A 22,940-nucleotide genomic window follows, 5' to 3' on the forward strand; every position below is an offset into this window, starting at 1 on the left:
CCCGTGCGGGGGCCCGGCGTGGGCGCCGGCGACCCCGACCCGGTGGCCCTGCGCCGGGCTTTCACCGCGGTCTGCGACCGGCACGAAGCGTTGCGGAGCACCTTTCCGGTGGTGGACGACGAGCCGGTGCAGCGGGTGCACGAGCACCTACCGATCGGCTTCGTCGAGCACGACGGCGCCGCCTGGGACGACGACCGGGTGCGCGCGGCGCTGCACGAGGCCGCCTACGCCCCCTTCGACCTCGCCGAGGGTCCGCTGGTCCGGCTCACCCTGGTACGCCGCGCGGGCGGTGGCCCGGACCACCTGGTGATCGCCCTGCACCACCTGATCACCGACCTGTGGTCGATGGAGCTGCTGCTGCACGAGCTGGACGAGAGTTACCGCGCCGAGCGGGCCGGCCGACCCGGGCCCCGGACGCCGGCACCGATCGGCTTCTCCACCGCAGCCCGATGGCAGGCCGATCGGCTGGCCGGGGAGCACGGGCAGCGACTGCGCGACTTCTGGGCCGGCGAACTGGCCGGCGCTCCGACCGACCTCGACCTGCCCACCGATCGTCCGCGCCCGGCGGAGCAGCGGTTCCGCGGCGGCACCCACCGGTTCCGGCTCGACCGCGAGGTCGCCGAACGCCTCACCGGGCTCGCCCGCCGGGACGGCACGACCCTGTTCACCGTGCTGCTGACGGCGTACCAGGTGCTGCTCTCGCGATACACCGGGCACCGCGACGTGGTGGTCGGATCCCCGGTGCACGGCCGGAGCCGGGCCGACTTCGCCGACGCGGTCGGATGCTTCATGAACACCGCCGTGCTGCGCGGCACGATCGCGCCCGGCGAAAGCTTCCGGCAACTGTTGCGCCGCACCGCCCAGCGGTCGCGGACCGCGCTGCAGCACGCCGAGCTGCCGCTGCCCCGGCTGGTCGAGATGCTCAAGGTGCCGCGCGACGCGAGCCGGCAACCCCTGGTCCAGGCGATGTTCGGCCTGCACCGGTCCACCGGTGCCTACGGCACCGCGCTGGCGGCCTTCTCGGTCGGACACGGTCGCGGCGACGTCGCCCTGGGCGACCTGCGGCTGACGCCGGTGCCGCTGGACCCGCCGCACGTGCAGACCGATCTGATGTTGACCTTCGCGGAGAGCGAGGACGGCCTCGGCGGCCTGCTGCAGTACGACGCCGACCTGTTCACCGCGGAGACGGCGCAGCGGATGGCGACCCAGCTGCGCACCCTGCTGCTCGCGATCGCCGCCGATCCGGACCGGACCGTCGGTGCGCTGCCCCTGCTCACCGAGGCGGAGCGCGCGACGCAGTTGTACGCCCGCAACGACACCGCCCTCGCCTACGACCCCGCCGACTTCGTCTTCGCGCAGGTCGCCCGCCGGGCCGCGGCCCACCCGGACGCGCTGGCGGTGGCGGTCGACGCGGTCGCCCTGCCCACCGACGAGGCGGTGTCGGCGGACACCGTCCGCGCGGTGCCGACGCTGACCTACCGGCAGCTGGACGAGGCCGCCAACCGGCTCGCCCGGCGCCTGATCCGGCACGGCGTCGGCCCGGAGCGGATCGTCGCGGTGCACCTGCCGCGGTCGGCGGACCTGGCGGTCACGCTGCTCGCGGTGCACAAGGCCGGCGGCGCGTACCTGCCGATCGATCCGGACCTGCCGGCCGAGCGGATCGGTTACATGCTCGCCGACGCCGGCGTGTCGCTCGTCGTCGGCCACGCGGAGACCACCGCAGCGCTGCCGCTGCCGGCTGGCGTCGCCTCGCTCGAGCTGGACCGGTTGGACCTCAGCGGCGAGCCGGCCACCGCGCCGCCCGTGCGGCTGCACCCGGCCAACCTCGCCTACGTGCTCTACACCTCGGGCTCCACCGGGCGGCCGAAGGGCGTACAGATCCAGCACGGCTCGATGGTCAACTTCCTGGCCGCGATGCGGCAGATGCTGGACCCGGCTCCGGGTGCGCGGCTGCTCGCGCTGACCACCTTCTCCTTCGACATCTCGGTGCTGGAGATCTTCCTGCCGCTGCTCACCGGGGGCACCACGCACATCGTGGCCGGCGCGCTGCGTGCCGACGGCGAACAACTACGGGTACGCCTGGACAGCGGCGCCTTCCGGTTCATGCAGGCCACCCCGGCGAGCTGGCAGATGATCTGCGACGCGGGCTGGCGCGGCACGCCCGGACTGACCGTGCTCAGCGGCGGCGAGGCGTTGTCGCCCGGGCTGGCCGAGCGGTTGTCCGGCCTCGGTGACCGGCTGTGGAACCTCTACGGTCCGACCGAGACGACCGTGTGGTCCTCGGCCGAGCCGGTCAGCGGACCCGTGACCGGGACCGTCCCGCTCGGCCGTCCGGTGGCGAACAACCAGATCTATGTTCTGGACGCATCGGGTGAGCCGGTGCCGCCGGGCGTGCCGGGGGAGATCTACATCGGTGGGGACGGCGGTGCCCGCGGTTACCGGGGACGGCCGGACATCACCGCGGAACGGTTCGTGCCGGATCCGTACGCGAGCCGTCCCGGCGCCCGGATGTACCGGACCGGCGACCTGGCCCGATCGTGGCCGGACGGCCGGCTGGAATACCTGGGTCGCACCGACCACCAGGTCAAGTTCAAGGGGCACCGGATCGAGCTCGGCGAGATCGAGGTGGCGCTGAGCCGACAACCGGCGGTCCGCGCCGCGGTGCTGCGGCTGAGCACGGTCGGTGGGCTGCCCGCGCTGGTGGCGTACCTGCAACCCCGGCATCGGGTGGACACCGCCGCGTTCGACCGGCACGAGGCCAACCGGCAGTTGCGTGCGGCATTGCGCGAGCAACTGCCCGGATACATGGTGCCGACGCACTTCGTCTGGCTGGACGACTTCCCGCTCAACGCCAGCGGGAAGATCGACCGGGCCGCGCTCCCCGCCCCGGAGCACGTCGGCGGCCGGCGCGAGGAACCCGTCGGCGAGGTCGAGCAGGCGCTCGCCGGGATCGTCGCCGACCTGCTCGGCGGTGCCGCGGTGGGCCGTCGGGACAACCTGTTCGATCTGGGTGCCCATTCGCTGATGCTGTCGCGGCTGGTGACCCGGGTCGACGAGAGCCTCGGGATCCGGCTCCCGCTGCACCGACTCTTCGATGCGCCTACCGTCCAGCAGCTCGCCGTCCTGGTCGACGCTTCGCGCGTCGACGGGTCCGAGCGCACCGCCGCACCCGAGATCACCAGGGTGGACCGGGGGGACTACGCCGGCACCCACCTTCCGCAGCCCAGTGCCGCGCTGCGCAAGTTCCAGGCCGTGCGCCGGCTCCGCGCGCGCTCCGGCGAGTGACCGAAGTGGAGAATCTGATGAACGAGCCTCTCGTGGCCCCGGCCGAACCGGCGACCTTCCCGGCGGCGCCCGCCCAACAGCGCCTGATGCTGATCGAGCAGATGTTCCCCGGCACGGCCGCCTACCACGTCCCGATGGCCGTCCGCCTGCGCGGCGACCTCGACGTGGACGCGCTGGCAGCGGCGGTGCAGGAGATCGCCCGGCGGCAGGAGGCACTGCGGACCGTCTTCGCCACCACCGAGGGCGTCGCCGTCCAGGTCGTGCTCCCGGAACCCGACCTGAGCGTCGAGGTGCACGACCTGCGGGGCACCGCCGCCGCCACCGACGAGCGGCAGCTGGTAACGCTGCTCGGCGAGCGGGCCCGGGAGCCCTTCGACCTCGGCCGCCGGCTGGTCCGGATCGCGGTGTACCGCCTCGCCGCCGACGAGCACGTGCTCGCGGTCACCATGCACCATCTGATCTCGGACATGTGGTCGTGCGGCATCTTCCTGCGCGAACTCGGCGCGGCCTATCCGGCCGTGCGGGCCGGTGCCCGCTCGCCGCTGCCGGAGCCGCCGGTGCAGTACGTCGACTACGCCGTCTGGCAGCGTCAGAACACCGATCCGGAGCGAGATCGACAGCTCGTCGAGTTCTGGCGGTCGACGCTGGACGGTGCGCCGACACTCGTGGAGCTGCCGGCCGACCACACGCGCCCGACGGTGCAGACGTTCCGGGGCGACATGCATCCGGTGCGGCTCTCCCCGGAGGTGTCGCGGCGGATCACCGAGGTCAGCCGAGCCCTCGGCGCGACGCCGTTCATGACGGTGCTGGCCGCCTTCCAGGCCGCCGTCGGCCGCTGGGTGGGCAGCCGCGACGTGGTGGTGAGCACCGGTGTGGCGACGCGGACAGCGCAGGTGGAGGCGCTGATCGGCTGCTTTATCAACATCGTGTTGTTCCGCACCTCGCTGGCCGGGGACCCGAGTTTCGCCGAGTTGGTGGGCCGGGTGCGGCGGGTCGTCCTGGACGGCTTCGAACACCAGGATCTGCCGTTCGAGCGCCTGGTCGAGGAGATGGCACCGCAGCGCGACCTCAGCCACCAGCCGCTGACTCAGATCATGTTCGTGATGCAGAACGCGCCGATGCCGGTGCCCACGATCGGGGATCTGGTCGTCTCGTCGGTGCACGTTCCCCGGCACGCCACCCAGGTCGACTTCGATCTGCAGCTGTGGGACGCCGGCGACCACTTCGAGGGCTTCATCGAATACAGCAGCGACCTCTTCGCCCCCGCCACGATCGCCCGGATGTGGGACGAATTTCTCGCCCTGCTGGACGCCGTCACCGCCGCGCCGGACACGCGGCTGTCCGCGTTGCCGCTGCTCACCTCGGCGGAGCTGGAGACGACAGTGTCCGGCTGGAACGCCACGGCTGCCGACTTCCCGCAGCGGTGCCTGCACGAGTTAATCGAGGAGCAGGCGGCGCGGACCCCGGAGCAGCCGGCCGTGCTGTGGCCGGGCGGCCGGCTCACTTACCGTGAGCTCGACGATCGGGCCGAGCTGGTCGCCCGGGTGCTCCGGGCCCGGGGCGTCGGCCCGGAGACCCTGGTGGGCTCCGCGCTCGGCCCCGGCCCGCAGCGGCTGGTCGCCTTCCTCGGCATCCTCAAGGCGTCCGCCGGGCACCTTCCGCTCGACCCGGACTACCCGGCCGGCCGGCTCACCTTCATGATCGAGGACGCCGCGCCGTCGGTGCTGCTCACTTCCGAGGACTTCGCCGGTCGGCTGGCCGAGGTCGCGGCCGGCGTGCCGGTGCTGCGGCTGGAGGACCTCCGCGACCCGGGGCCGGTCGAGCCGGCGCCGGTAGACCCGGACAACCTGGCCTACGTCATCTACACCTCCGGATCGACCGGCCGCCCGAAGGGCATCGCCGTGCCGCATCGAGGGGTGGTGAACAACATCGTCGACCTGAACCGGATGGGCGAGTGCGGCCCGGGCGACCGCCTGCTGGCGCTCTCGTCGGCCAGCTTCGACATGTCGGTCTACGACATGCTCGGTCTGCTCATGGTCGGCGGCACCGTGGTGCTGCCCGACCCGGTGACGGCGAAGGACCCGAACCACTGGCTGGACCTGGTGCGCGAGCACCGGATCACCGTCTGGAACTCGGCGCCGGCCCTGCTGGAGTCCCTGGTGGCGGCGGCCGGTCCGGGCAGCACCGCGCTGGCCTCGCTGCGCCTGGCGTTCCTCGGCGGTGACTGGGTCGCGGTGAGCCTGCCGGAGCGGGCCCGTCGGCTCGCGCCGGGGCTGCGCATGGTGGTCATGGGCGGTGCCACGGAGGCGTCCATCCACTCGACCGTGCACGAGGTGCACGACGTCGACCCGACCTGGACCAGCATCCCGTACGGGCGGGCCATGGCGAATCAGCAGGTGCTGATCCTCGACCAGGACGGCCAGCCGGCGCCGGTCGGCGTGGCCGGTGAGCTGCACCTCGGCGGCGTCGGTGTCAGCCGCGGTTACCTGCGCCGGCCGGGGCTGACCGCGGAACGGTTCGTGCCGCACCCGTACGCCGGCCGCTTCCCCGACGTCCCCGCCGGGGCCCGGATCTACCGCACCGGCGACCTGGCCAGGTATCGGCTCGACGGCGAGGTGGAACTGCTGGGCCGGCTGGATCACCTCACCAAGATCCGTGGCTTCCGGATCGAGCCCGGCGAGGTCACCAGCGCGCTGCTGACCCATCCGGCGATCGACGAGGGCGTGGTGGTGTGCCGGACCGACACCGGCGAGGCCCGGCTGGTCGCCTACGTCGTGCCCGTGGACGGTGCCGCACCGACCGTGGGTGAGCTGCAGGATCACCTGAAGGGGACGTTACCGGACTACATGGTCCCCGCCGCCTTCGTGACCCTCGACCGGTTGCCGCTCTCCCCGAACGGCAAGATTGACCGTGCCGCGCTTCCCGCGGTCGGCACCGACCGGCCGATGCTGGCGGCCTCCTATGCGGAGCCGACGTCGCCGGTCGAGCGAATCCTGGCCGAGCTGTGGAGCGCCGTCCTGGGCATCGACCGGATCGGCACCCGCGACGACTTCTTCCAGCTCGGCGGCTATTCGCTGGCGGTCACCCGGCTGGTCGCCCTGATCACCGAGACCTTCACCGTCGCGGTGCCGATCCGCGACGCCTTCACCGCGACGACGGTCGCCGAGCAGGCCGCCCTGCTCGAGCGCCTCGGCTCCGAGCAGGGCGTGCAGGTGAGCGCCCTGGCCGAGATGGCGCTGGAGATCGAACAACTCAGCGAGGAAGAGGTCGCCGCTCTGCTCGCCGACGAACAGGAGGGTCCGGCATGGACGTCCGCACACTGACCGTCGAGGACCCGGTCGCCCGGCACGCGCGGGACGGTGTCGCCCGGCTGCGCAAGCAGGACCCGGAGCTGCACCGGCTGCTGGCCCGCGAGCAGAACCGGCAGCACGAGACCTTGGCGATGATCGCCTCGGCCAGCGCGGCCGACGCGTCCGTGTTGGCCTGCGAGGGAACCACCACGAACAACGTCACCACCGAGGGCTATCCGGGCCGGCGCTACCACGCCGGCTGTGCGGTGGTCGACGAGATCGAACGCATGGCGATCGAGCGCGCCAAGGCGGCGTTCGGCGCCCGCTACGCCAACGTGCAGCCACACTCCGGCAGCACCGCCAACCAGCTGGTGATGGCGGCCCTGCTGAAGCCCGGCGACACGATCCTGGGCATGGAGCTCAGCGCGGGCGGGCACCTGACGCACGGCTCGGCCGCCAACTTCTCCGGGCGCTACTTCCGGTCGGTCTCCTACGGCCTGGGCGCCGACGGTCTGATCGACTACGCCGAGGTGTCCCGGTTGGCCCGGCAGCACCGTCCGCGAATGATCATCTGTGGAGCGAGCGCCTATCCGCGCCGGATCGACTTCGCGCGGTTCCGTCGGATCGCCGACGAGGTGGGTGCCTACCTGCTGGCCGACATCTCGCACATCGCCGGCCTGGTGGCCGCGGGCCTGCACCCCAGCCCGATCGACGCCGCGCACTTCACCACCACCAGCACCTACAAGCAGCTCTACGGACCGCGTGGCGGGCTGGTGCTGATGGGGCGTGACGCCGACGCCCCGGCGCCGGACGGCCGACGGACCCTCTCGGCGCTGGTTCAGCACGCCGTCTTCCCGTACTTCCAGGGCACGCCGCGGCTGAACGGGATCGCGGCGAAGGCTCGGGCACTGGGGATCGTGGCGACGCCCGAGTTCCGTACGCTGGCCACCCGGATCGTGCGGACCGCCGGCACGCTCGCCGCCGAGCTGGCGAGCCGAGGGTGGCCGATTCTCACCGGTGGTACCGACAACCACATGGTGCTCGCGGACGTCGGCGCTCGCGGTCTGACCGGCGCGGTCGCCGAGCGCGCCCTGGAGTCCTGCGGGATCATCGTCAACCGCAATCGGATCCCGGGTGACGGCAAGCCGGCCCAGGTCGGCGGCGGCGTACGGTTCGGGACCAACCTGTTGGCCCTGCGCGGCATGGACGAGTCGGCCATCGTCGAGTGCGCCGCGCTGGTGGACCGGGTGTGGACGTCGCTGGTGGTGGTGGACGACGTCGAATTCGTGCTGGACGACGCGGTCCGCAGCGAGGTCCGGGCGGCGGTCGCCGACCTGTGCCGACGCTATCCGCTACCGGACGCGGCCTGACCTTTCCGGCTTCGACGGCCGGTCGCTCGGTGGGATGTTCCTTCGCGCAGGGGAGCGTCCCGCCGGCGGCGGGATGGCGACAAAATGGCTGCGCGTCTCGCGTTCCGGTGCCGGCCTCGGCGGCCGGAAGCACCCGGGCAACGTGGCGCTTGTCATGTTTTCCCATGGTGCGCATGGTGAGGAGCCGCGAGCTGTCGAAATGACAAGTTGGCCGGAGAGTTGGCGCCTCCGGTCGGCGTCGGTCCGGCTGACAATCGTCGACCTGCCGGAGGAGATCGCGCTCATCCCGGCTGAGACGTTGCGCAGCCACCGGCAGGACCGGTGTCCGCCAGCGTGGCCCCCAGGTCCGGGCCTTGGGCGGGCGCAGCGTCTGACCGGCCTCGTCCTCGACGATCAGCCAAGCCTGCCGCTGCGCCGCTACCGTTTCCCGCCGGCATATTTTGAATTCTTCCCGAAAAATCCCGATAACGCTGTTGGGTGGTCAGGTTCGGCCACGTAACGCTCGCGATCTCAAGGAGGGACCCGCTTGTCCGGACGGGGCGAACAGAAGGTCAGCCGCGGGTGCCGGCGGTGACCGGGCGTCGATGCCGGCGGGCCGTCACACCAGTCGCGTCGCTGCGGTGAACTCCCGCACCCGGTGCGTACGGGGGTCGAGCACCGCGAGCGCGGCCTGGTGAGTCTCTTCGTCCCGCAGATGGGTGAGCCTCAGCAGCGGGACGGCGCCCGGCCGGTCGGCCCATCGGTGTACCGCCGGCGGTATACCGGGGCCCGCGAGTTCCAGGCGGTTCATGGGCAGCCGCAGGCCATCACCGGTGGCCTTGAGCACCGCCTCCTTGCCCACCCAGAATCGGGTGAGGACCCGCTGCGCGGCTTGCTCGGACAGCCCAGCGGGGCAGCGGCCGGATCGAGGTCCAGGTAACGGCCGAGCGCGGTTCGGACGATGGCGGTGCCGACCGTGAACCGGTCCCGGTCGATTGCCCGGCGAAACAGGTCCTGACGTCAACGTTCGGCTGTGCTGAGCAAGGCGGTGTGCTCCGGCCGCGCGTCGGCGGGCGTGCCCCACCACAGGTGAACTTCTCCGGCGCCCAGTTCCGGCATGCCGGTCAGTGGCCGGTCCCGCTCTCCGGCAGATGTGCGGCGAGGAAATCGGCCTGGTCGGCAATGGTGTCGGACGGGATGTCGCGGAAGTAGCCCACCTCGTCCGCCTGAGCGCTTCCGCGGACCTCACCGGTGACCACGGTGGCGTCGAACGCGATACCGATCGGCCAGCCGCGGTAACCGGCGGCGTGCATCTGCGGGTACTCGATGTATCCGAGGAGCGGGCCGACAGCGACCTCGACGTCCAGCTCCTGGCGCGCCACCCGGCGCACTGCGTCCTCCAGCGTCTCTCCGAACCGGACGGTGCCACCGGGCAGGTGCCATTGGCCGCGACAGGGCTCGATGTTGCGCAGGGTGAGGAGCACGCCTGCCGCGGTGCGGATCACCACCTCGACGTTCAACCGCGGCACGCGACCATAGATGTCATCGAACTCGGCCCTGGTCAGGGGTAATAGGTCCTCGTTCAACATGGGCGACACGCTAACAGAGGGCGATGAAGCGACCAAGAACTTACCGCCTGTCACCGAGCTCGGCGTCGTGCACCAGCTTGGCCACCTGGACCCGGTTGGTGACGTCGAGTTTGGTGAGCAACCGGGACACGTACGCCTTCACCGTGGCGATACTGACCCGCTGTTCGCGCCCGATCTCACTGTTGGTGCGACCGTCGGCGATCAGCTCGGCGATCGCGCGTTCCCCGGGGGTGAGCCGGCTCAGCGCCCCCCGCGCTTGGTCGCGTCGTGGATTGTCGGTCGCCGCCGCCAGCCGGGCCATGACCCGGCGCAGAACGGTGGGCGACAGGATGGGCTCGCCGCGCGCCGCTTTCCGGATCGCCTGGACGATGTCGGCCGGCGCGGTGTGCTTGAGCAGGAACCCGCTGGCTCCGGCGCGTATCGCGCGTTCGATGTGTTCCTGGGTGTCGAAGGTGGTCATGATGATCACCTCAGGGCGGGGCTGTTCACTCCGCAGTTTCTCGGTGGCGCTGAGCCCGTCCAGGCGGGGCATCCGGATGTCCATGAGCACCACATCGGGCTGGTGCTGCCGGACTGCGGCGAGGACCTCGGTGCCGTCCCGCACCTCTGCGACGACCTGTATGTCGTCGGCGCCCGCCAACATCATCGACAGACCGGCCAGGACCAGCGCGTCATCGTCCGCGACAAGGACCCGGATTTTGGATGTCACATCCGCCACGGTAGCGACACCCACAGCCGGAAGTCACCGTCGGGCGTCGGTCCGTGTTCGAGCTGGCCGCCGACCAGTTCCACCCGTTCCGCGAAGCCGATCATCCCGGCCCCGGCGCCGGGGATCGCCGACCGTCCGTCCCGGGCGGTCGTCCGGTTGCGTAGCTCCACGATGAGGCCCTGGCCCGGTCCGCCCGACACGGTGAGCCGAACGGGGGCGCCGGGCGCGTGCTTTCGCGCATTGGTCAATCCCTCTTGGATGATCCGGTACGCCTGCCGCCCGATCGAGTCCGGGATCTCCTCGAACGGGGTGACGGTGTTGGTGAACGTCACCTCGGCGCCGGTGCGCCGACTGTCCTCGACGAGTTCCTCGACGTCGGCCATCGTCGGCTGCGGCCGTTCGCCATCGAGGTCCTCGGCGGTGCGCAGCAGGCCGATAACCTGCCGGAGGTCCTCCAGCGCCTCGAATGCGCACCGGCGGATAACGCCGGCCGCCTGTGCGATTTCTTCGGGCGCTGCCTGCGGCCGGAATTCGAGGGCGCCCGCGTGGACGCTGAGCAGGGAGATACGGTGCGCCAGCACGTCATGCATCTCCCGGGCGATGCGTTCGCGTTCCAGCAGCCGCGCCTCCTCGACCCTGCGGCGATGCACGTCCTGTGCCTGTCGGGCGCGTTCCTGAACCGACCGGGCGAGCATCCCCAGCGCGGCCATCGCCACGTCCAGGAACAGCACCGTCGTCACGGATTCGGCGTAGTCGTGGGGCATGTCGGCCAGCCGGAAGAGCGTGGCGACCGTGGCCAGGTGAAGTCCGGCGACGAAGATCGCAAGCGGCCACGACCGGCGCTTCGCGACCGAGTACAACGCCACGGCGATGGCGCCGAACACCGAGACGGAGACGACGCCGGCGGCGATCAACGTCGCCGCGAGCAGTACCGGCTGGTTGCGGCGGAACAACATCACCGCGGCCGTGGCGACGCCGGCGCAGCCGAGTTCCCAGCTCAGCGGGAGCGTCTTCGCCGGCGGCTCGCCGGAACGGGCCAGCAGCAGGAAGAGCACACCGATGGCGAGTGAGGTCACGGCGGCGAGCAGACTCGAAGACCAGCTCCGGGTGCGGACGCGGCCACTCCACGCCACCCAGAACTGGCCGATCGCTGCATCCGGCACGTCATCCCCCTCGACGTCGGCTCGATCGGCTGAGGGTAAGTCGTGCCGGGGAGCCTTGCGCCAGTAGTCAGGAGGCGAAGCCGGTAGCTACTTAAGTCTACCGGGAACTAGCACACATGCCGACGAACCGGCGGACCATCCCGGACAGACTCGACGTAACCCCGTGTCCGCCGCGATTCGCCGGTGGCACGCGAGATCAGGGAGACGACGATGATGACGACCGTGGCGACCACGCCCGACGAGATCAGCGGCGCTGATGCCGGCGGGTATGCCGCCCGTGCCCTCGGTGTGACGAAGCGATACGGCGCGGACGACGCGACAGTGGTAGCCCTCGACGACGTGACCCTGGGTCTCCCTGGAGGCCACTTCACCGCCATCATGGGGCCGTCCGGCTCCGGTAAGTCGACACTGATGCACTGCCTGGCGGGCCTGGACCGGGTGACCGCCGGGCAGATCCACATCGGCGACATCGAGATCACTCAGCTGTCCGACAAGGTGCTCACCCGCCTGCGCCGCGACCGGATCGGCTTCATCTTCCAGAGCTTCAACCTCATTCCGACGCTCACCGCGCTCGAGAACATCACGCTTCCGTTGGACATCGGCGGCCGCAAGCCGCAGCAGGCCTGGTTGGACCGGTTGATCGACACCGTCGGACTGCGGAACCGGCTGCACCACCGGCCCGGCGAACTCTCCGGTGGGCAGCAGCAGCGGGTCGCCTGTGCCCGCGCGCTGGCGAGCCAGCCGGACATCGTCTTCGCCGACGAGCCCACCGGCAACCTCGACTCACGGTCCGGTGCGGAGCTGCTGTCGTTCCTGCGCGACTCGGTCACTTCGGGCGGCCACACCGTCGTCATGGTGACCCACGACCCGATCGCCGCTGCCCACGCCGACGATGTCGTGTTCCTCAACGACGGGCGGATCGTCGAGACGATGGCCGACCCGACGGCCGATCGGGTCCTTGAGCGGATGAAGAATTTCGAGCCGATGACGGCGCCGGCCCCGGTGGGTGACCGGTGATCGCGAAGCTGGCGCTGCGCAACCTCGCGGCACACAAACTGCGGCTCCTGTTCACCGTCGTCTCGGTGGTCCTCGGCGTCGCCTTCGTGTCCGGCACCCTTATCTTCAAGGACAGCACGGTCAAAGGGTTCGACGACATCTTCGTCCGGGCGTACACCGGGGTCGAGGTCACCGTGAAGGCCAAGCAGGCCGTCCAGACCGAGGACGTGCCACTCACCCCGATCCCGGAAACCGTGCTGACCGACCTGCGGGCGAAGGCGACCTCGGCGGAGCACGTGTACGGCAGCGCCGAGGGATACGCCGCGATCGTCGGCCGCGCCGAGCAGGTCGTCGCCCCGTCAGGGCTCGACCAGCTCGGCGGCGAGTGGATCGACCTGCCGGGTTCACCGATGGAGCTGGTGACGGGCGCTCGACCCGGCGCAGCCGACGAGGTGGTCATCGACACGGCCAGCGCCGAAGCCGGCGGGCTCAAGGTCGGCGAACCGGTGAACATTCTGACCCAGAACGCCACCCGATCGATGCGCCTGGTCGGGACGTTCCGGTTCGCCGAGTCCAGCAACCTCAACGGGCTGTCCACGTACGTGGCGATGCCGCTGCTTACGGCCCAGGAACTACTGGTGAAGCCCGGGCACTACTCGACGATCCACCTCAAGGCCCGCGCCGGTGTCTCGTCAGCGGGCCTCGCCGCCCAGGTCGCCGGCGCGCTGCCCGCGGGATACGAGGTCACCACCGGTGAGAAGGAGGCGGAGAAGGCCCGCGCCGACGTACGGCAGCTGGTCGACTTCATGACCATCTTCCTGCTGGTCTTCGCCGGTGTCTCGGTGTTCGTCGGCTCCTTCATCATCTTCAACACGTTCTCCATGTTGGTGGCGCAGCGGACCCGCGAACTGGCGCTGTTGCGGGCGGTCGGCGCGAGCCGTACCCAGGTGACCCGATCGGTGCTCGGGGAGGCGTTCGGAATCGGGATCGTCGGGTCGACCCTGGGGCTGGCGGCAGGTGCCGGGCTCGCCATCGTGATCCGTCGGCTGTTCGGCGTTTTCGGTATCGTCCTGCCGGCCACGCCCTTGACGATCAGCCTGACGGCGGTCGCCGGGTCGTACCTGACCGGCCTGGTGGTGACCCTGTTCGCGGCGTACTTCCCGGCTCGGCGGGCGTCCCGGATCCCTCCGGTGGCCGCCCTGCGCGACGACCAGGCCCTGCCGGAGCGGTCCTTGCGCGTACGAGCGGTGATCGGTGCCCTGTCGGCGGTGCTCGGGGTCGTCGGCATGGTGCTCGGAGTCCGGCAGGGCGGTGAGGACGGCGCCTTCTTCGTGGGAATCGGAGCGGCCACCGGGTTCATCGGCATCGTCCTGCTCAGCCCGTTGTTGAGCCGGCCGGTCACCTGGGTGCTGGGCTGGCCGATCGCCGCACTGGGCGGAGCGGTCGGGCGGCTGAGCATGCAGAACCCGCGGCGCAACCCCCGGCGTACCGCGGCGACGGCGTCCGCGCTGATGGTGGGGCTGACTCTGGTCGGCATGTTCACGGTCCTGTCCCAGTCGATGGCGGCATCGGTGAACCGGGCGTTCGACCAGGCGTTCACCGCTGATTACGTGTTGAACGCCGCGAACTTCAACGGCTTCAGCCCGGAGGCGGTCAAGGCCGTGTCCGCGGCTCCCGGCGTCCGCGGTGTCACCCCCGTGCGGTACGGCGCTGTGAAGCTCGGTGACACACCGACTCCGCTCCTGGTGGCCGACCCGGCGGCGCTCGCGCCGATGATCAACCTGACCCTGGAAAGCGGCGTGGCGGTCCTCGGCACGGATGAGGTGCTGGTGCAGAGCGGAACGGCCGCGGCCCGCAACCTGGCCGTCGGCGGCACCGTGTCGGCCGAATACCCGGACGGGGCGAAGGTGTCGCTGCGCGTGGCCGGCACATTCGCCGAGAACAAACAGATGACACGGCCCTACGTCATCTCGCCGGACAGTTACCGGGAGCACTCCCCCGGGGAGGCGGTGCAACTGGCCTATGTGGAGATCGGCGGCGACAGCGGTCAGGAGAAGGAGATCCGTGCCGGCATCGAAAAGGCGCTGAGCGCGTACCCCAATGTCCAGCTCCAGGACCGGCAGCAGGCGAAGGCGAAGGCGCGCGACGATGTCACTCAGCTGCTCGGCATGTCGATCGCCCTGCTGGTGCTGTCCATCGTGATCGCCGCGCTGGGCATCGTGAACACCCTCGCCCTGTCCGTGATCGAACGGACCCGCGAGATCGGGCTGTTGCGTGCCATCGGCACCAGCCGGCGGCAGGTGGGGTGGATGGTGCGCTTCGAAGCGGTCGTCATCGCCCTGTTCGGATCGGCGGTCGGCATCGCCGTCGGTGCGTTGATCGGCTGGGCGCTGCAACGATCCCTCGCCCGGAACGGCATCGAGGTTCTCAGCATTCCGTACGGGATCCTGGCCCTGTATCTGGTGGCCGGCGGCGCCGTGGGGATGGTGGCCGCGATCTGGCCCGCCCGGCGTGCCGCACGAATGGACGTCCTGCGCGCGATCGCCACCCACTGATTCGCGGCAGGTGGAAGACCGACGTACTGGATTCGGTCGTGGGAACGGTGCCCGGACAAGCGCCTCACCTGGACCGAGGACTCGGCGATTCGCCGTGATCGATGCGTGTGAGTTCGGGTCCCACGCTGCGTCCATGACTTGCCGGTGGTCTGAGCCTTGGAGCACGCGGGCGTAGGCTTTTGGGGATGCGGATCGGGGAGCTGTCCAAGCGCACGGGCGTGAGTCCGCGCTCACTGCGGTACTACGAGGAGCAGGGCCTGCTGACCAGTGCACGCTCCGATGCCGGGCAGCGTCACTATTCCGCTGCCGAGGTCCAGCGCGTGTCGCTGATCCAGCAGCTGTTCGCCGCGGGTATGTCCAGCCGGGTGATCGCGTCTGTGCTGCCGTGTGTGGAGACCCCGAGTGACCCGGGCGTCACCGAGTCGGCGTTCGTGACGATGACGCGCGAGCGCGACCGGATCGACGCCGACATCGCCCACCTGATCGAGACCCGGGATGCGCTCGACGTGCTGATCAGGGTCAACCGCCAACATTGGGTGGAGCTTTCTACCGCCCCGGAACCGGTGACACCGTCGGCCTGATGCTGTGACCCGCGCCTCAGCCGGTTGCCCCTTACATCGATGTGAGCGGTGAGGATTGCCGTAGAGCCCGGAACCACCGGGCCGGTCACACCGGAGGCACAAATCATGGGACAGGCGTGGGGTTTCGGCAGGTACGGCGGGCCTGAGGTGCAGGAGTTCTTCGATCGTCCCGATCCGGTCCCCGGTCGCGGCGAGGTGCTGATCCGGGTCGACGTCGCCGGCGTGAATCCCCTCGACTACGTTGTGCGCTCCGGTCTGGTCCCCGGGGTCGACGGCGGGCGTCCGTTTCCCCGCGTGCTGGGCATGGAGGCAGCGGGGACCGTTCTCGCCCTGGGCGAGGACGTCGACGGGCTCGAGGTGGGTGACGCGGTCTTCGGCTTCGCACTCACCGGTGGCGGCACCTATGCCGAGACGACGGTGCTGTCCGCACCGAACACTGCTCGCATCCCGGTGGGCCTGTCCGCGACCGTGGCGGCAACGCTGCCAGTGGCCGGGACGACCGCGGTGGACGCGCTCGACCAACTCGGCCTCCCGGCCGGTGCTACGGTCCTGGTCAACGGGGTCGGGGGCGGGGTCGGCCTCCTCGTCGCCCGGCTGGCCGTCGAACGCGAGCTGCGTGTGATCGGCATCGGGAGTACCGCCAAGCGCGAGCCCGCCGAGGCCATCGGGGTGCGGTTCATCGACTACACCGCCGGGGACGTCGTCGCTGCGGCACGCGAGCTGGTTCCGGACGGCTTCGACGGGATCGTCGACCTGGTCGGAGGCACCTCGCTGCGGACGGTCGCTCCACTGGCCAAGGAATCCCACAACCTCATCGCCGTGGGTGATATGTCGGTGCCCGAGATCGGTGGGCGTTTCGTCGAGCGTCGTCTCGACCGCGAGAATCTGGAGCGGTCCGCCCGGCTGGCCCTCGACGGAGTCCTCACCCCCGTGATCACTGCGGTCCATCCGCTCTCCGACGCTCCGGCCGCCCTCGCCACGGTGGAGAACGGCCACACTTCTGGCAAGGTTGTCATCAAGGTGGGATGAGACGTGCCCGGCCGGCTGGCGCCGGAAACCGCATGTAGCAGAAGTGCAGTGACCGGAGTGGTCTGGCAGGCGCCCCACCCGCGGCGTCTCCGGGCGTCCGACCAGGTCAGCGAGAGCAGCCACTCGGCCAAGGGACTCGCTTCCGTACTCCATATTGTCACTAAAGCCCTATCGGCGAAGCCGCTGGAGCGTTGGCTTCCCGCCATTTAAACCCTCTCGGGGGCGATCCATGTCGCGGGATCCACGATGGACACCGTCGCTCAACGATTCCCAAGTTGATCGAGCCGGACCGGGCCACCCTCACCGACGCGCAGAAGAGCGAGCGGGTTGCGGCTGCGCTTGCCGAGGAGTTCGCCACTCCGAAGGGCATCAAGCGGCTCGCCGAGGCCGACGAGCAGTTCAACAAGGCCCGGTCGTCCTCGGCCGACGGCGAGGTCACCACGATGGCCATTCCGGCCGCTATCGCCGGTGCTCTGACCGTGTGCGCCGCGGGCGCGGCGGGCAGCGTCGGCTTCGGCACCCTGCAGCGCCTGATCGCCGAGGGCAAGCTCGGCAATGCCCGGGAACTGCTGGCCGACGCCATCGTCGGCTGCGTTACCCCGATCGTCGGCACGGTCGCCTACCGCGCGTGCAAGCTGATCCCGGCGTGCAAGCGAGCTGTGGACCGGGCGCTCAACGCCGCGATCGACCGCATCATCCGAGAGATCCAGGGCCGCGGCTGATCTTCTGAACCGCACCAGAACACAACATGGGTGGGGTAAGGCGACTGGTATCGCCTTACCTCACCCATCGCGAGTTCATGAAAGGGCCTCCTCTTGGAAACCGCCGCCCTGAAACACGCCGGCTACGCCATGGCTTTGAGCGTTTTCGTGGTCGCCATCGCACACCTGCACCTGGGCATCAGCGGCCATGGCGTGCCCACCGACGCCGGCGCCGCCACCATGCTCGCCGGGCTCGGTTGGGCGGTGTTCTTCCTCGGATTCCTTATCGCCGACCTCGCCCGGGACGCGGCCACACGCCGCGCCGTGGCCCGCGAGCCGCATCGGGAAGACCAGCTACGACGACGGCACCACTCCCGCGCCACGGCCGTCATCGCCCTGCTCGCCCTGGTCACCACGAGAATCGCGCAGAACCACCTCCAGCACAGCCTGTCCCCTCGGATGCTGGCGCTCCATGTGGCGCTGTTCGTACTGTGCGTCCCCCTGGCGATCCTCCTCGCCGATGCCCTGTCCAGCAGACTGGACCGAATCCACCGACGCTGAGAACGAGAACCTTCGACCCCACGGGACAGGTCAATGGACACCAGAACGACCCTGGCGATCATCGCCGCCCTGGCAGCCGTCGCTGTCCTGGTCGGCGCGCGCGTGACCAAGCGCGGGAGCACCCGCACCAACCTGACCTTCATCGGCGTCGGCCTTCTCCTCATCGCCGGATGCTTCCTGCTCGCCCGCCTGACCCTTTCCTGAGCCACCCGCGAGATCCGCGACATCGGCCTGACCACTCGACGCGGCACGGAAGCCTCGGACCAGCTCAACTACCGCTAAGCGCCTTCCGGCGATGTTCGACGAGGCCGGGGCTGTTCTCTGATAGGCCGTGGCCGGCTGCTCGCTGGCCGGTTCACGTCCATCGCCGCCACTTCGATCGCCTACGAGGCCGAAGATCAACGCCAGCAACGGGCGGCCGTGCGTGGTTTCTGACCACGCCGCCGAACATCCCCACACCGGTGACTCCGAGACGAAGGAACCCGCGGCGGCGAATTGGTAGCGAGAAGGCGAAGGGCCCGAACTGCATTACTGCAGCCCAGGCCCTTCGAATCCTTACTCCCTAGCTGAGGCTCGAAGCAGTAGTCCTTGGGTCCTCGGGCGCCACAACTGGTATCGAGATCGGAGTGAGGTTAGTCGGAGTACTCATATCCACTTTCCGAAAGGTCATCCGCCTCCTCCTCGCTTATCTTCTCTCGCAGAGAGTCCCACACCACGGATCTTGCTTCTGCCAAACGCAGACGCACGTCTCGATCCAACATGTAGTTGACAAGAATATCGGGGCTGGCGTCACTGAAGGCAAGACGTGAGAATATCCGATCGAAACACACTACGAACTCGTTGAGATCAGTAGCGATCTTTTTCATGTCGTCTACCGAAACGACACAGGGATTAGAGTCGCTCATCGCACCACCTTAATGTTCTCGATCGGCAGATCGCCATCGGCTACCCACTCTTCTACACCGAATTTTGCGTTCCACCGCTTGGACACCCTACTTTTGGGGACGTCAAACTCGATCACTTTACGCCCACGGCCCTCTTTGATTCCCAGCTTCTTCTCAGCATCGCGAGGACTGTGCGGCTTACCTTTCGCCTGAAGCATGAAGACCTTGTTCTGGTCACTTGCCTTCATCACGCCGCTTCCCTGGATACCGGCTGCGCCCTTTGAGTTGGTGTAGTGACGCATACGGATCATCTCCTCGCCCGAACCCGTGCCTGACCCGCCTGTCTTGCAGGGGTCGACATTGTGGACGAGGACGGGCGTGTTGCCGGCGAGTACGTAGTAGGTGTGGATGTCGGCGATGGTGAGGTTGTACATCGGCTGGTTGCCGGTGAACGAGGTGCTCGTGGCGACAGCGGCAACCGCGCCGGTGGCGGTGCGGAGTTCATCGCCGGGGTTCAGGTCTTCGGCGTCGATCCAGGCGTGGCGGGTGGCGTTCCAGAACGGGTGTTCCGCAGTGGTGTTGATCGTGCCGAGAACGCCCTGGTCGTCGCGGACTTGGACGTCGGTGAGGGCGGTGTCCTGGTTGAGGTGGAGTGCGGTGACCTCACGGGCGCCGGTGACGTTGGTGATGGGGTCGGTGGCCCGAACCTGGTCGTGCAGTTTGACGGCGTTGATGGGTTTGGTGCTGCCGTCGGCCATGAGGACGCTGGTGTCGGCGTCGAAGCTGTTCTTGGGTTTGGGATTCGTTTTGCACCTGGGCAGAACGATTCTGTTCTGGGCCTTCAGCTGACGGGTGAGAGATTTGGTGTTGCGGCGGGTCGCCAGCATCATGGCGATGTCGGCCGGGTCGAGGGTGTAGCCGTAGTGTTCCGCCGCTTCGGGATCGATGATGTTCATCAACCCAGCCGCCACTAGATAGCAGTACCCCATGAGGGCGCAGAGGAATTGAGACGAAGCGATCTCGCGGTCTTGTTCGTAGATTTCGCGGTCTTTGTCCTTGACGATGCGGGAGCCGCATTGCGTTTTGCCGTCGTCAATTCCCCAGCTCATGCAGACGGTTTCGCCGTGGTCGGCTTGGCGTTCGATGCCCGGTAGGTCGGGGTAGCAGGACGGGTCAGCGCCGTAGCCCGGCGGGCGGTTGCACTTCTTGTCGCCGTCAGGATCAGGATTGTTGAGCCGCGCTTCCTCTTCCTCAAAAACCTTGTTCATGGCGAGGAGGTAGGCCTCTTGGGAGGCGTCGCGTGCTTCCCACCAACTCTTGCCCGCCTCCTCGGCGGATTCGCGAGCCGCTTCGGCGGAGGCTCGGGCGTTGGCGGCGTGCTGGCTGGCACGTGCCGCGGACCAGCGGGCGTCAGCGGCGGACTGCTCGGCTTTACGGGCGTCGGCGCGGGCGGCCGCGGCAGCCTTGGTCGCGGTGGCCGCGGAGGCGGCTGCCTCGATGGCGGACTGTTTCGCCTGCTTAGCCGACTTCTTGGCGTTGTCGGCGTAGAGGCCGGCCTTCTGCGCGGACGCGGCAGCCTCTCTGGCATAGCGGGCGGCGTCAGCGTCGGCACGGTTGGCGACGGCCGCTGCCTGGGCGGCTGTGTAGGCGTCGCTCTGAGCGGTCGCGGCGGCCTGGCGGGCTTCGGCGACCACGGCGGTGACCCGGGCCTGGTGCGTCGTGAGCAGTTGGTCGCGTTCCTGGGCGCGGGCCAGACCGACACGCAGGAACCCGCGCAGGTACGACTCGGGTCCGGCCAGAGCGATCTTGGCCGCTGAGGTGACTTCGGGGCCCGGCTTGGGGTTCGCGGACAGAATCTGCAGGATCTGGGTGCGCTCGTCGTGCTCAGCCGCCGCGTACTGGCCGCGGGCCAGGAACTCGTGCCGGTCGGCGTCGCTGCCGTCCAGCGCCTTCTTCGCGGCCGAGTCGGTAGCCGGGCCGCCCGCTTCCATGATTTTCAGGATGGCGATGCGGTCGTCATGGATCCGGTCCGGATACGACCGGGAGTTCAGGAACTCCCGCACCGTGGTGACCGGGCCTTTGAGTGCCTGTCCCGCGGCGGCCTTCAGTCCGGCGAACTCGCCGGTCTCGGCGATGTGCGCGACCCGGGCCCGGTCGTCCTGCTCCGCCGCCTTCGCCAGGCCTTCGGTGAGGAACAGCCGCATGTCGGCCTCGCCGCCGATCAACGCCTCCTCAGCCGCGGTCCGGGTGTACGGGCCGCCGGTCGACGTCAGCCGCAACGCCGCCTGCCGGCCCTTGCCCAGCAGCACGTCCACCGGCGCGCCGGGTGCTCCAGCAGCGGCCAGGAGTTCGTTGGTCTCGGTGCCGCGGCGGGCCTGTTCCTCGGCGTCCCACGCGACCTGCTTGACCCTGGCCTGGTCAGCCCGCAACTCGGCCTCGGCGATGCTGATGCCCTCATCGGTGGCCAGCGCCAGCCGCTCGACCTCCGCCTCCTCGGCGAGTTTCTGCACCGTGGCGGCCTGCTCTGCCGCGGCCGTCGACGCCCCGGCCGCGACCAGCGCGGCGTCCGCGTGCATCTTGGAATCCTTGGCCGCATCATGCGCCTGGCCGGCCTGCTCAGCGGCCTTCTTCGCCGCCGCGGCCGCCGCCGCCGCGTGCGCACCGGCCTGACGGGCTGCGCGGCCGGCTTCCTTCGCCGCGGCGGCGGCCTTGTTCGCCAACGCCACCGCGGCCTTCGCCGCCCGGGTCGCACGGCCAGCAGCAGCGCGGGCTTTAGCGGCCTCACGCCGGGCCCGGTCCGCTTCAGCACCCGCGGCCTGTGAGTATCCGCCGGCCTCGTCCGCTGACGCACCGGCCTGGACGGCCAGATCGGAGGCCGAACTGGCCGCCACCGCGGCCTTGGCGACCTCCACCGCCGCCTCGGACGCCTTGTCGGCCGCCTCGGCCGCGCTGTTCGCCGCCTCCACGATCTTCAACGCGTCCGTGGCAGCCGCACTCGCATCGGCGGCCTTGTTCTTGTCTAACGCCGCAGCGGACGCCTTGTTGTAGGCGCGCGTCGCGGCGTCACCGGCGCGGACCGCCAGACTCGCCGCCCGCGCCGCCGCGTCGGCTGCCGCCCGGGCCGCCGCATGCGCCTGCGCTGCCGCACTGATCGCGACCTGCGCGGCGTTCGAGGCCTGCTCAGCAGCGTCCGCCGCCCGGCCCGCCGCAGCAGCCGCCTTCTTCGCTGAATCCTTGGCCGCCTTGGTCTCCGCCGCGGCCACCGCCGCGGCGGTCTTCGCCCGGTCGGCCGCTGTGGTGGCCCGCGCTGCGGCTTCCTTGGCCGCTTCGGTCTTCGCCGCCGCGGTCATTCCCGCGGCCTTGGCCTGCTCAGCGAGCTCGGTCACCGACGTCAGCGTCTCGTCACGGGCCCGCGCAACCTCCACCCCGGAGGTCACGAACTCGTGAATCGTCTCCGAACCACCATCTAGAGCAGCTTTGGCCATCTCCCGGGTGGCCGGCCCGCCCTTGCCCATGATGTTGAGCACGGTCACGCGTTCGTCGATCGTCCGGGCCTCGAACTGCCCCGACGCCAAGAACGTGGCGATCGCCTCGTCACCGGTGTCCAAAGCCTTCTTCGCCGCAGCCTTCACCGCGAACCCGCCCTGGCCGTGCACCAGCAACGCCTCGACCCGCTCATCCTGGGCCCACGCCAGATCCCAACCGGACTCGACAAACTTCTCCCGGTCGGCGTCAGAGCCATCCAGGGCTGCGATCGCCGCAGCCCGCACCCCCGCCCCGCCGATCGTCATCAGCCGCAAAACCTGGACCCGCAGATCGTGGCTTTCCAGCTCGCCCCGACCGGTGGCGAGGAAGCTCTGCAACTCGGCGTCCGAACCCAGCAGCGCCGCCTTCGCCGCCTTCGCTGTTTCGGCGCCACCGTTACGTATCCACCAAACCACTTCTTCCCGATCCAGGCGGAAGGCGGCTTCAGCGCTCAAAACCGGGTCTGCAGGTTCGTTCTCCCGCGCTTGAACAGACGCGGGGACAGACAATGTGGCTAGTGTGAGAAGCGGCACAATGGCGCCGGCGATCCACCGGTGGATTCGATGCCGGAACGACAGACTGCCGCGAACGGGTTGATACAAGACTTTCCCCTTTGGAGCGGATAGCAGCCGAACCGCCATCGAACGACATCCACACGCCCTTTCGCCCGAGGCGGTTGCCGGGGCTCAGGCGCGATCGACGATGATGATGACATGTCGAATC

Annotated in this window: 16 protein-coding genes; 10 read left to right on the forward strand and 6 right to left on the reverse strand. The window is 69.6% G+C overall.

Translation table 11 applies throughout. The features are described 5' to 3' along the window. The 3 genes from QLQ12_RS30780 to QLQ12_RS30790 all read left to right on the forward strand — a co-directional run. Positions 1-3,285: non-ribosomal peptide synthetase (locus QLQ12_RS30780; RefSeq protein ID WP_282764015.1), on the forward strand; the 3,285-nt coding region annotated here is incomplete at its 5' end. A 17-nt stretch (positions 3,286-3,302) separates the two neighbouring features. Then, entirely contained in the window at positions 3,303-6,608 is a 3,306-nt protein-coding gene (locus QLQ12_RS30785; protein WP_282764016.1) for a non-ribosomal peptide synthetase, read from the forward strand. Continuing rightward, positions 6,590-7,945, forward strand: coding sequence for a serine hydroxymethyltransferase (locus tag QLQ12_RS30790; protein WP_282764017.1), 1,356 nt, complete (start codon positions 6,590-6,592; stop codon positions 7,943-7,945). Before QLQ12_RS30785 ends, QLQ12_RS30790 begins: the two co-directional genes overlap by 19 nt. A gap of 598 nt (positions 7,946-8,543) precedes the next feature. Here QLQ12_RS30790 and QLQ12_RS30795 read toward each other — a convergent pair. From QLQ12_RS30795 to QLQ12_RS30810, 4 genes are read right to left on the reverse strand one after another with little or no spacing between them, the layout of a single operon-like run. Beyond that, positions 8,544-9,011 carry a 4'-phosphopantetheinyl transferase family protein gene (locus tag QLQ12_RS30795; protein ID WP_328518323.1) on the reverse strand — a complete coding sequence of 156 codons (468 nt, stop codon included), beginning with the start codon at positions 9,009-9,011 and terminating at the stop codon, positions 8,544-8,546. A 37-nt stretch (positions 9,012-9,048) separates the two neighbouring features. Continuing rightward, positions 9,049-9,513, reverse strand: a complete 465-nt coding sequence (locus tag QLQ12_RS30800) for an NUDIX hydrolase (RefSeq protein WP_282764018.1) — start codon at positions 9,511-9,513, stop codon at positions 9,049-9,051. A gap of 40 nt (positions 9,514-9,553) precedes the next feature. Next, positions 9,554-10,222, reverse strand: coding sequence for a response regulator transcription factor (locus QLQ12_RS30805; RefSeq protein WP_282764019.1), 669 nt, complete (start codon positions 10,220-10,222; stop codon positions 9,554-9,556). Next, complete coding sequence (locus tag QLQ12_RS30810) at positions 10,219-11,385, reverse strand: sensor histidine kinase (RefSeq protein WP_282764020.1); 1,167 nt, start codon at positions 11,383-11,385, stop codon at positions 10,219-10,221. Before QLQ12_RS30810 ends, QLQ12_RS30805 begins: the two co-directional genes overlap by 4 nt. A 213-nt stretch (positions 11,386-11,598) precedes the next feature. Here QLQ12_RS30810 and QLQ12_RS30815 point away from each other — a divergent pair, with 213 nt between their 5' ends. The 7 genes from QLQ12_RS30815 to QLQ12_RS30845 all read left to right on the forward strand — a co-directional run bounded on the left by QLQ12_RS30815 (position 11,599) and on the right by QLQ12_RS30845 (position 18,012). Next, on the forward strand, positions 11,599-12,402 hold the full coding sequence (locus QLQ12_RS30815; protein ID WP_282764152.1) for an ABC transporter ATP-binding protein: 804 nt from the start codon (positions 11,599-11,601) through the stop codon (positions 12,400-12,402). Further along, on the forward strand, positions 12,399-14,936 hold the full coding sequence (locus QLQ12_RS30820; protein WP_282764021.1) for an ABC transporter permease: 2,538 nt from the start codon (positions 12,399-12,401) through the stop codon (positions 14,934-14,936). The genes QLQ12_RS30815 and QLQ12_RS30820 overlap by 4 nt, the downstream gene beginning before the upstream one ends. Positions 14,937-15,121: 185 nt before the next feature. Next, on the forward strand, positions 15,122-15,517 hold the full coding sequence (locus QLQ12_RS30825) for a MerR family transcriptional regulator (protein ID WP_282764022.1): 396 nt from the start codon (positions 15,122-15,124) through the stop codon (positions 15,515-15,517). A gap of 48 nt (positions 15,518-15,565) precedes the next feature. Next, entirely contained in the window at positions 15,566-16,546 is a 981-nt protein-coding gene (locus QLQ12_RS30830; RefSeq protein ID WP_282764023.1) for an NADP-dependent oxidoreductase, read from the forward strand. A 275-nt stretch (positions 16,547-16,821) separates the two neighbouring features. Continuing rightward, positions 16,822-17,268: a hypothetical protein gene (locus QLQ12_RS30835; protein ID WP_282764024.1), complete on the forward strand. Its 447-nt coding sequence runs from the start codon at positions 16,822-16,824 to the stop codon at positions 17,266-17,268. A gap of 93 nt (positions 17,269-17,361) precedes the next feature. Continuing rightward, a complete protein-coding gene (locus QLQ12_RS30840) occupies positions 17,362-17,808 on the forward strand; it encodes a hypothetical protein (protein ID WP_282764025.1) in 447 nt (148 codons plus the stop codon). 33 nt (positions 17,809-17,841) lie between these two features. After that, the gene (locus QLQ12_RS30845) at positions 17,842-18,012 is read left to right on the forward strand and encodes a hypothetical protein (protein ID WP_282764026.1); all 171 of its coding nucleotides are present in this window, start codon (positions 17,842-17,844) and stop codon (positions 18,010-18,012) included. A 428-nt stretch (positions 18,013-18,440) separates the two neighbouring features. Here the strand turns inward: QLQ12_RS30845 and QLQ12_RS30850 are convergent, their stop codons facing one another. Together QLQ12_RS30850 and QLQ12_RS30855 are read right to left on the reverse strand one after the other, a co-directional pair. Next, a complete protein-coding gene (locus QLQ12_RS30850) occupies positions 18,441-18,713 on the reverse strand; it encodes a hypothetical protein (protein ID WP_282764027.1) in 273 nt (90 codons plus the stop codon). Then, on the reverse strand, positions 18,710-22,819 hold the full coding sequence (locus QLQ12_RS30855) for a polymorphic toxin-type HINT domain-containing protein (protein WP_282764028.1): 4,110 nt from the start codon (positions 22,817-22,819) through the stop codon (positions 18,710-18,712). Before QLQ12_RS30855 ends, QLQ12_RS30850 begins: the two co-directional genes overlap by 4 nt. Positions 22,820-22,940: the final 121 nt, after the last annotated feature.

The organism is Actinoplanes sandaracinus (assembly GCF_030009775.1).
GTDB classification, from domain to species: Bacteria; Actinomycetota; Actinomycetes; order Mycobacteriales; family Micromonosporaceae; genus Actinoplanes; species Actinoplanes sandaracinus.